Consider the following 9744-nt stretch of genomic DNA (forward strand, 5'->3'; position numbering starts at 1 on the left):
AAGACGTGCTTTGCAATGTCGATACCCACAGCATTCAAGTTCATGATGCGCTCCTTACGTGGACGGAGCTCATATTAGAAAACTCATCCACTTCTGACTCAACAGGCGATCCCTTGCGGGGGAGGCGTCCATTCCATTTCATTCGGCAAAAACACCCTGCGAGGACTGGACGCGGGCGGCGCTAGGCCGTCCCGCTATAGGACTGACCCCCTCCACGAGCAGGATGCTTTTGCCCATCACAGTTCCCCCCATGTGGGGCCACAAATTAAGCCCACGCCAGGGCTATAGAAATCGGTAACTCCCATCGTCGGCCAGGTACGTGACCTGCGCGTAAAACTTAACCGCCATGTGTGGTCCGGGAGTTGGCAGAAACGTCGCATTTAGTTTGCTTTCAAGCACTCCCGGATCACACATCGGCGGTGCGACTTTCTGCCGGTTCGTGCGCTGGTTGACAGCGCACTTTCCAGAGGGCGCGTTGCGTCCTCTGGAAAGTAAAGGAGGCTCGTTATGAGCAGGAATTTTGGTTTGGGATCGAGGGACATGTCCACGGCCGGACGGTTCGTTTTAAATGCGGCCGCGCGCGCCGGCACTTTGAGTTTTTCGACGGCAGGGACGAACGCGGGCCGATGGAGTCAGTTTGTAGGATGGGCAAAGGATCACGATGTGAAAAAGATGGAAAACGTAACGTCTGAGTTGGTCCGTGAATACGGACGTGAATTAGCCAGTCGAGTTAAAGCAGGAGAAATGGCGGATAGCACCGCTCAGAACCTAGTCAGTTCGGTAAATTCCGTTATGGGATTGGCCACCAAATGGAAATCCGTTTCACCGACCAAGGAATGCGGCATCGAGCAGCGAAGCATGGTCCGAGAGGATGCGCCTGGAGCGATGGACCGAGGCACATACGAACGCGCATTGCAAGCAGTCAAGGAAGAATTGGGACCGAAAGGCGGCGCGATCGTTGAATTGGCCCGCGAATTTGGCTTGCGCAGCAAAGAAGCAAGTCTGTTCGATGCTCGGACAGCTTGCCAAGAGGCCAAGGAGCGCGGCTACATCACGGTCAGCGAGGGAACAAAGGGCGGGCGCGAACGCGAAATCGAGATCCGCACACCAGAGCAGGCGGGCGCGCTCGTGCGGGCCGCCGAGGCGCAAGGCGATGACCGGGCCGTCATGCCAGCGGCGGAAAACTGGCAGTCCTGGCGAGAGGGGGAACTGCGGGACGTGCGCGAGCTGGTGGCCGAACACACGGGCGGCGGCCTGCACGACCTCCGGGCTGCGTATGCCTGCGAGCGGTACACAGGCATGACAGGGCACGCGGCACCATGCGCTGGGGGGCAGATCGCGGACAAGGGTGCCGATCGGGAAGCCCGTGAGGTGCTGGCTAAAGAATTGGGCCATGGTCGAATCGACGTGGTGAGCGAGTACGTCGGAGGTCGGAAATGAGCCTCCGTCACCAGGTCGAGCAGATCACCCACGGCTGGGCTGCGAGGGGAAATAAGGCGCATCGGCGTCGGCAGCGCGCCCATATGGACAAGTTTGCTGCGCACGCAGAGGCCGCAGGCGCGCGCGACGCGGGGCAAGTAGGGGATAGAACCGTAATTTCGTTTTGGAAGGCGCTACGGGCCGGGAAAGGCCTTTCCTTGGCAACACAAATGGATTACTGGCGCTCGATCAATGAGCTTTGGCAAATCTGGAGGAAGGTGGGGGAACCGCCGAAGCCGCGGGCATTGGTAACTGGAGAGCAAAAGGGGGGGAGCCGCCCCGAAGAGGGCGGGGGGGCGTAGCCCCACGGGGGGTCGGGGGACCGCAGGTCCCGCCGTTTGGGGCTGATCGCCCCCTGTGGGGGCAAACTTTTCGATGGCACTTAAAGTGCCGTACCGCAGAGCATTGAGTGGCTATCAATCTATCCACAGAAGTTGTGCCCTTTACTACCAGCAAAAATTAAAGGAAAACCGTAAAGGCAAAACCTATCGGTTTAGGGGGGGTGTGATTTATCGGAACTGAGGGGGGCGATCTATCGGGAAAATGCCAGGGGTGGGGGGGGGCATCTATCGGAGCCGGGGGGGGCGATCTAACGTGGATAAGTTGGCCATCCACAGGGGTCACGGTGGATAAGTTGGCACGCCTGGATGCTAGGACAGCCCCGGGCTAGGCTCCCAGAGGCTCCACTCGATGACCAGGGGGGGGGCGATTTATCGGAGTTCAGCTAGACCGATGGGCCGCCCTTGTACGGGATAGGCGGTGGCGACCCCAAGAGAAGCAAGCCGCCGGTGACTGCTTTCACCTTCGCCTGCGGGTAGACCGCCAGCACCTTCTTGAGAGCTGGCAAGAACTCCTTTTTAAAGTCCTTGTCTGGGTCTTTGCCCTTGTACTCCTGGGCGAACTGCTCTCGCAGCGCCTTCCAGTACAGCGTCACGCCTCGGCCCTCGATCCGATGCAGGCGATGGGCAAGCCAGCAATAGACGTCCAAGGCCAGCGCAGATCCCTTCAGCGCATGCAAGGCGCGATTGTCGAGAGGCACAGCGCTTTCGATCAAAGATCCGTAGTAGTCCTCAGAAAGCACCATGACGCCAGGCCATAGGGCGCGCTGCTGCGTCTCTCTGTTCGTCACCCAGGCATCGAACTGCTGCACCGGCTGGCCGTTGTAGGTACGGCCCTTGAACCCGAGCTGCATCCGACATGCCGCCATGGCGTGCATTTGCAGCCGCAAGGACTTGTAGTTGCCGCCCTGGTCGTCCATGCCCATGAGTCGGAGGAACTCGGCCGCACTATCCCCGATAGGGACTTCCCGCTCCTTGTTTCGCACCGCGTATGTCGAGACCCACGCCATGCCAAGCCTGGGCTTGGGGCCATACGGGATCGGCTGGAGCACTGGCCCCTTCCCTTCGTCTAGGTATCCGGCCTGAATGTTGATCCAGGCCGCGCCCGATTGCCGCATGAACTCGCGCCCCTCAACCTTGGAGCGAGGCAATCCGACCTGGCAAAGCACTGTGTGGGTGAACGCCATGTTCTCCCGCACCTCATCCGGCGTAGATGTGGCAATTTCGGTGGCCACGTCCAACAGCTTGCCGTCCTGCGCGGAGAGGATCAGCCCCCCCAGTTTGCCGTTCTTCGGTTCCTGGCTCATGGTCTTGGTCTCTTTAGCAGCAAAAAACGCAATTGCGTTTTTAAGTGTTTCCGTATTTCTGCAAAAGCAGCTCCCGCACTTCGTCAGCGATCTTGGTGCCGCGCATAGCGCACTGCGCCTTGATGACTCGATGCAACCCCTCGGTTATGTCGATGGTCAGGCGCTTCATCGGCTCAGGCTCGGTGCCGTTGCTGCGGCTTTCGACCCACACATCAGCGGCAGGCGGCGCGGGCTTGTTGGTCGGCTTGGTGCCAATCGAAACCTTCTTTGTGCTCATCGTGCGAACTCCATCAGTTCAGTCATCACGGCCTCAATCTCGGCCGCAGCAGGCCCGGCCTGGTCAATTTCATGCACAGCCAGCCCTTGGGCCGCTGCTTCGGCAAAGACGACGCGCTGGGTAATCGTGGCCACCAGCGAGGGCACCGGGTAAGCGGCCAGTGCTTCGCCCACATCGCGGCCAATCGCCGTATTTGCGATTTTACGATTAACCACAAACGCGGCTTTCAGTTTTTCTTTATAGACGCGTGCCTCCTCGATCAGCTTCACCACCTCGTCAGCCGCCCAAATGTCATAGGGCGATGGCTGCACCGGGATGAGCACCACGTCTGAGGCCATGATTGCCGACCTGGCTAGGTCGGTGACTCGCGGGGGGCCGTCGATGACGATGTGGTCATAGCCCTGGCCAACCTGGCTGATTTCCTTGTGGACGGTCGGCCTGGGCAGGCCCACCACCGAAAACAGCGGCTCCCCTTTGCGAGCCGCGGCCCAATCCAAGGCGCTCCCCTGGGGATCGGCGTCGATCAGCAGCACCCGCGCCCCTGTCTTGGCTAGGCTGGCCGCCAAATTCACGCTAAGGGTTGTCTTACCCACCCCGCCTTTCTGGTTCAAAAGACCGACGATCATATTTTTGTCCTTTTCTCTTTTGCGTTTTTGTAATTTTACGGAAAATCGCAAAATAGGCAAGGACTGGTGTCTATAAAATGAGTGTTTTTTAGACAACACGGCATTGGCGCTGTCTGCGCTCCATCGAGGGCGCATTGACTGACTGCAAAGCCGTCTGTAAAACAAAGTTCGTTAACCCACGGCCGGAACCGTTAAGCAGACAGCCCATGAAGATTGGCTATGCCCGAGTCTCCACAGAAGACCAGAACCTGGCGTTGCAGCGCGATGCGCTGAACGCGGCGGGGTGCGAACGGGTTTTCGAGGAAAAGGAAAGCGGGGCGAAGGCTGACAGGCCCGGCCTGGCTGAAGCTCGCGCATTTGCCCGGCCTGGCGATGTCCTGGTGGTGTGGCGCTTGGATCGGCTGGGGCGCTCACTGCCTGACCTGGTGCAGCTCGTTGGTGAGCTTGAAAAGGCCGGGATCGGCTTCGAGAGCCTGACCGAGAAGATCGAAACAGGCTCAGCAGCCGGGCGCCTGGTCTTCCACGTTTTCGCGGCTCTGGCTGAGTTCGAGCGAAACATCACGCGGGAGCGCACGCTTGCCGGGCTGGCAGCAGCTCGCGCCCGTGGTCGTTCTGGTGGACGGCCGGGGATTACGCCAGAGAAGAAGGCGGCGCTTGAGGCGCTGGCCAGCGACCCGGAGAAGCGACCGGGCGAAATTTGCAAGGCGCTCGGCATCAGCCGGGCGACGTTCTACAAGTACGCCCCCTGCCGTGGTGACTCGGCGCGGGTGGCCATTCGTCAAAGAAGCTAGGAGGCACAACAATGAGCAAGAAGCCGACATTGAAGCTGGTGCATGGGGCAGGGGGGCACCCACCCGGCCGCACTGTTGCCGATGACACAGCCAAGGGCCCGCAGAAGCTCGCCGAGAGTGGTCAGCGGCTGCTTGATCGGATGCTGGATGAAGGCGTCATTGAGGGCGACTCGCTGGCTGTTCTTCCATCGTTGCCGCGTGAGAGTGTCGATCTGTTCTTCACGTCGCCGCCCTATGCCGATGCACGGGCTTACAGCCGCATTCACCCTGACCGCTATGTCGAGTGGTTCTTGCCGTTCGCACGGGCGATGTATGACGCATCCAAGCCCAGCGGTAGCCTCATCATCAACATCAAGAACCGGGTGGCCAACCGGGGCCCTCTGAAGGGCCAGCGTCATCCCTACGTCTACCAGCTCGTGCTTGCCCTCCAAAACATGGGCTGGCGGTGGGTAGAGACCTACATCTGGGCGAAGCCCAACGCGGTGCCTGGCAAGTTCGGCCCAAGGACGAAAGACAGCTTCGAGTACGTCTATCACTTCGCACGCGGGAACAAGCCATTCTTTGACTTGAACGCGATCCGCGTCCCTTACAAGGCGGACGCATCGGAGATTGAGCGCAGGAAGAAGGACACGCTCGGCCGTCGCAGCACTGAGGCCGGATTCGGCCGCGACCGCACAAAGACCTACCTCTTGGGCGGTGCTGACCCCGGCAACGTGGTGGCGGTTTCTCAGACCTACAACCAGCACAAGGGCGTGGCGCACACAGCAGCGATGCCCGAGGGGCTGGCCGAGTTCTTCATCAAGGCCGCGTCCCCAGCCGGTGGCGTGGTGGTTGATCCGTTCGCTGGCGGTGCCACCACGGTGGTGGTCGGCCGTCGCCTCGGCCGCCAGGCCGCCGGCGTCGAGCTGCACGAGGATTTCGTGAAAGAGGGTCTGCGCCGCATCGCGGCTGACCTGGCCGACGACACACCTGGCCGCCTGGTCAACGCGATGGGGGCTTGATCGGTGACAGTTGAAGCAACCATTCAATCCATCCTCACGGCAGGAACCTGGACACAGCGCATTCAGCAAATTCGCCTGGTGCCCCAGCGCCACGGCACCGAGGATCACGGGACGATCTACGCGGCCGTGGCACGCGAGCTGTACATGCCGCACCTCGCGCCGGACTTCGCCTATATCCACGAATCACCGTTCTACGAGACGCCGCATTTCTTCGCTGCCTACGATGAGGCGGCCCGGCTGACGGAAGGCTTCACCCGTGTTTCTGAGGCAGAACTTCAAGCGACGTTGATCCAGTGCCCGTGCACGCTGTTGGTGTTCCGCACGCTGCTGGGTCTGACAAAAGACGAGTTCGCTCATTCCACGCTGTTGGCCGGTGGCCCTGACGAGCTGGCCCCGTTGTCAGCCTCGCAAATCGACACCCTGGAGCGTGGTGCTGTCGATGCCCAGCGCCCCAACACGGCGGCTGCGCTGGCCAAGGCCACGGCACAGGCTCAGGTGGCGGCAAAGACCATCGTCATGGCGATGGATGGGGAGCTGTTCGGCGATGCCCCGGCAGGGCTCAAGAGCAAGCAGCGCAAGCCCGACACGCAAGACGGCTGGGACAGTGTTCGCGCCTACGCGGCCAACGGCGTGCCCTTGCGCGTGTTCCTGCAGCAACGCCACTACGGCGGGGCGTTCCGCCAGGTGCTCGATGCCACGTCAACCCTGCGCGGCGACCTCATTGAGGACGCGGTAGAAGCTCTGTTCACCGCTCATGGTGTTTCGTTCATCCGCACCGGCAGCCACAACCAAGCCGACATTGCACGGCGGTTCGAGGTGCATGTGACGCCCGCGCCTGACTTCGTGGTGTTCGATCCGGCCGATGACAGTTTGAAAGCGATGCTCGAATGCAAGGGCACCAACAACGGCGGCACGGCTCGGGACAAAGCGCTTCGCTTCCGAAGCCTCAAGGCTGAATCGGTGCGCCTGGGTGGCATCCCGCTCATGGCGGTTCTTGGTGGGATCGGCTGGGCGCGGATCAATGACGCCTTGGGGCCTGTCGTGCGAGACACCGATGGGCGGGTCTTCACCCTGTCCACACTGGCATCCATGCTCGAAGTGGCACCATTCCCCGGCCTGGTCACGGTGAACCCTTGAAGCTCGGCGCGTACCTCAGAAGTCGTAATCCTCGGCACTAGGATTGCCGATCAGAATATCGGCAGAGAGCCGAACGCCCCGAAACAAGCGGATTTTTCGCCACCTCTTTTCTTTATGAGGAGGCCCCGAGTCTCAACAGTGGCGCGAAAATTCACAAATGCATTGACAATAGAAATGTGCATTTATAATTTCATATAGATTTAAAGTGGGGAAGCGATCATGGGTTTGAACTGGCGCGGTTTTTTTGTTTCGTTGCTGACGGGGGGATCTGATGCCCCGGCTGTCCGAGCATCAGAGGCACTCACACCCTCTCATTTGCCTGAGGCTGTTCGGGTTGAAGGCGGTGCAACCCCTTCTTTTCACAATGATGATGAGGAAACGGGTTTTGTAAAACCCATACACGCTTTGAGCAGTGTTAGCCCGGTGTGGGATGATGGGAGCGCTATGTTTGGCTCCGACGACAATCCATTGTTCGAATGAACCTCGTATAAAGCCCCAGGATTTGGGGCTTTTTTTATTGTGAATCAACGCCCAGGTGTCTTGGGCTTCTGGGCGGAGTCCGTGCCTGAAGACGAGCTTCCCTTGACTGAGGGTTTGGAAGTGGTAGGTGTCGAGGGTGGCGCAGGCGGTGCCATCCCACCCGAACTAGGGGTGGTCAGTTGAGGGCCATTGTCACCACCAAGGGTGGGAAGGGCCGCACTTCCAGCAGCCTCACTTGAAACGACCATATTTGTGGTTGTGGCTCCACGCGCAAAGCCCATCCTGAATATTTGAAGAGTCCCTGGTAATCAACAACCCGGTACTTCCACAAGTCGCCACTGGCAGTGATTCCTATATAATCTGGGTACCCTTGCAACGACTGTGTCGTTGTCGGCAGAGCGCTTGTGGTGCCTCTTTAAACGACCCCGCCTATATCTAGGTTTCGCTCTACATGGGCGACGCCCCAACCGGTACCCAACCCGGGTTTTTCAAGCGTCACCCCGAGGGGTGGTCCGCCTAATTTCATTGGCCCACGCCTGTGCGCGTGCCGCCAGCTTTACCCATCGTCTTCAACGAGATCGCGCCGTGCGTGATAGCTCGATTGCAGTGCGCGCGCTTGCGCGTGCATCTGCACATCGAGCTTCGCACGCGAGCGAAGCGAGCGAGCGATTGAGCGCAGCGAGCGAGCGATTGAGCGCAGCGAATGAAGTCCGCCAGGACTTCATTCGCCGCTCATTGGCCGCTCGTTAACCGATGCTCCCACCGGAGACGAAGCACCCGTCTCTGTGAGCACGCAAGTGCGCCACAGAGACGGGTGCGCAAACAGGCCCGCAGCCCAATGGCGGCGCGGGTTTCGGAGTTTTTCGATGCTACGAAAAACGACGATGAGCAAGTCTTGACCAACAAGTTGGCCAAGACATTTATATGGACGCCTCCTGTTTGGCAAGCCGTTCTTCGCGTGGCACCTGGCAGGTCGCAGTTTTATATTCGGCCTGATCACGGATCGATATCCCTGTGGGCCCTGATGGAACTCGCTGGCTGGCACCTCATTTCACTCACGGACTCAAAGTCCTGAACGTCTTTCAGGTTTAGTCAGCCACAGGTCCTACCTGACTACCATCACGTCTAACACTCGCCAAATTAGCAATTTCTCAAAAAATTTTGTCTGGGCTAGCTGGCAACTGGCCCTGGCAGGCAAGGCTGGCAGCTAACGTAGCCGCTCTGGTAAGTTCGCCCATGTGCAAGTAGCGCCCAGATAGTCCGAGCCATTTTGTTCGCTAGGGCCACGACGACTACGTTGGAAGGCCTTCGCTTTTGCAATTCTTCAAGCCATGTGGGTGGTACCTTCTGATGCAGCAGAACCGATCTGGCGCCGTGGATCAAAAGGGTTCTGAGGTATGTATCGCCTCTCTTGCTGATGCCCAGCAACTTGGTCTTCCCGCCGGTACCTGTCTGACCGGGGACCAGTCCGAGGAAGGCAGCAAATTCCCGCCCAGATTTGAATGCGTGAGGATTAGCCATCGTTGCCACAGCAGCGGTGGCGGTGAGAAGGCCGATACCTGGTATCGCAGCGATCACTTTGCAAGCCCGCTCTTCTTTCAGCCACTCTTTCAGTCGTTGCTCGATAGCCGAGATCTCCTCATCCAATCTGAGGATACGGCCCCATTGCTCACGCAATGACTCGATCAGACTGGCAGGGACTCGATCAGCCAATTTCTCCAGGATGGCAAGAATAGCTCGTTTTATGCCTGCGCGCCCAACACCCATTACCTCGCCAAATTCCGCGAGGAGGCCTCTCAGGCCGTTGATCTGCATCGTTCGAAACTTGATCAATTGTTGACGCATCCTGTGCAGAGCCAATATGCCCTGTTGGGCCTCGGTTTTGACTGAAACGCATTTCACAGGCTGCTGGACAGCCAACCAAATCGCTTTCGCGTCTGCGGCGTCGTTCTTGTTCCGAGTTACGAAGGCCTTGACCGTTTTGCCCGCCATGATCCGAACTTCATGGCCGAGCTCAATCAACTTGCGAGCCCAGTGTTGAGCACCTCCGCACGCCTCCATCCCAATGAGACAGCGCTCTCTGTTGGCAAAATGATGCAAAAGACTCGCTCGCTTGACTTGCTTATTGATGAGCTCACCCGACGACGGGTCTACCCAGCAAATTTGGAAGACGTGCTTTGCAATGTCGATACCCACAGCATTCAAGTTCATGATGCGCTCCTTACGTGGACGGAGCTCATATTAGAAAACTCATCCACTTCTGACTCAACAGGCGATCCCTTGCGGGGGAGGCGTCCATTCCATTTCA

The 9744-nt window shown here is 59.1% G+C and carries 9 protein-coding genes; 5 read left to right on the plus strand and 4 right to left on the minus strand.

The window, feature by feature from the left end; translation table 11 throughout:
- Nucleotides 1-507: 507 nt before the first annotated feature.
- A complete protein-coding gene (locus Q8R27_RS08585; RefSeq protein ID WP_305698622.1) occupies nucleotides 508-1440 on the plus strand; it encodes an integrase domain-containing protein in 933 nt (310 codons plus the stop codon).
- Between the two features lie 763 nt (nucleotides 1441-2203).
- Here Q8R27_RS08585 and Q8R27_RS08590 read toward each other — a convergent pair.
- From Q8R27_RS08590 to parA, 3 genes are read right to left on the minus strand one after another with little or no spacing between them, the layout of a single operon-like run.
- A complete protein-coding gene (locus Q8R27_RS08590) occupies nucleotides 2204-3124 on the minus strand; it encodes a replication protein RepA (protein WP_305698623.1) in 921 nt (306 codons plus the stop codon).
- A 40-nt stretch (nucleotides 3125-3164) separates the two neighbouring features.
- Nucleotides 3165-3401, minus strand: a complete 237-nt coding sequence (locus Q8R27_RS08595) for a hypothetical protein (protein WP_305698624.1) — start codon at nucleotides 3399-3401, stop codon at nucleotides 3165-3167.
- Complete coding sequence (gene parA / locus Q8R27_RS08600) at nucleotides 3398-4027, minus strand: ParA family partition ATPase (RefSeq protein ID WP_305698625.1); 630 nt, start codon at nucleotides 4025-4027, stop codon at nucleotides 3398-3400. Before parA ends, Q8R27_RS08595 begins: the two co-directional genes overlap by 4 nt.
- 206 nt (nucleotides 4028-4233) lie before the next feature.
- On the opposite strand from parA, the gene Q8R27_RS08605 reads away from it, so the two are divergent.
- The 4 genes from Q8R27_RS08605 (at nucleotide 4234) to Q8R27_RS08620 (ending at nucleotide 7436) form a co-directional block, all read left to right on the plus strand.
- Nucleotides 4234-4818 carry a recombinase family protein gene (locus Q8R27_RS08605; protein ID WP_305698626.1) on the plus strand — a complete coding sequence of 195 codons (585 nt, stop codon included), beginning with the start codon at nucleotides 4234-4236 and terminating at the stop codon, nucleotides 4816-4818.
- An 11-nt stretch (nucleotides 4819-4829) separates the two neighbouring features.
- On the plus strand, nucleotides 4830-5819 hold the full coding sequence (locus Q8R27_RS08610) for a site-specific DNA-methyltransferase (protein ID WP_305698627.1): 990 nt from the start codon (nucleotides 4830-4832) through the stop codon (nucleotides 5817-5819).
- 3 nt (nucleotides 5820-5822) lie between these two features.
- Nucleotides 5823-6956 (plus strand): hypothetical protein, encoded by a 1134-nt coding sequence (locus tag Q8R27_RS08615; RefSeq protein WP_305698628.1) that lies wholly within the window; start codon nucleotides 5823-5825, stop codon nucleotides 6954-6956.
- A 219-nt stretch (nucleotides 6957-7175) separates the two neighbouring features.
- Nucleotides 7176-7436: a hypothetical protein gene (locus Q8R27_RS08620; protein ID WP_305698629.1), complete on the plus strand. Its 261-nt coding sequence runs from the start codon at nucleotides 7176-7178 to the stop codon at nucleotides 7434-7436.
- Nucleotides 7437-8606: 1170 nt separating this feature from the next.
- Here the strand turns inward: Q8R27_RS08620 and Q8R27_RS08625 are convergent.
- Nucleotides 8607-9647 carry an IS110 family transposase gene (locus Q8R27_RS08625; RefSeq protein ID WP_305698630.1) on the minus strand — a complete coding sequence of 347 codons (1041 nt, stop codon included), beginning with the start codon at nucleotides 9645-9647 and terminating at the stop codon, nucleotides 8607-8609.
- Nucleotides 9648-9744 lie beyond the last annotated feature (97 nt).

Origin of the sequence: Phenylobacterium sp. (genome assembly GCF_030697305.1) — a bacterium.
Taxonomy (GTDB): Bacteria; Pseudomonadota; Alphaproteobacteria; order Caulobacterales; family Caulobacteraceae; genus Phenylobacterium.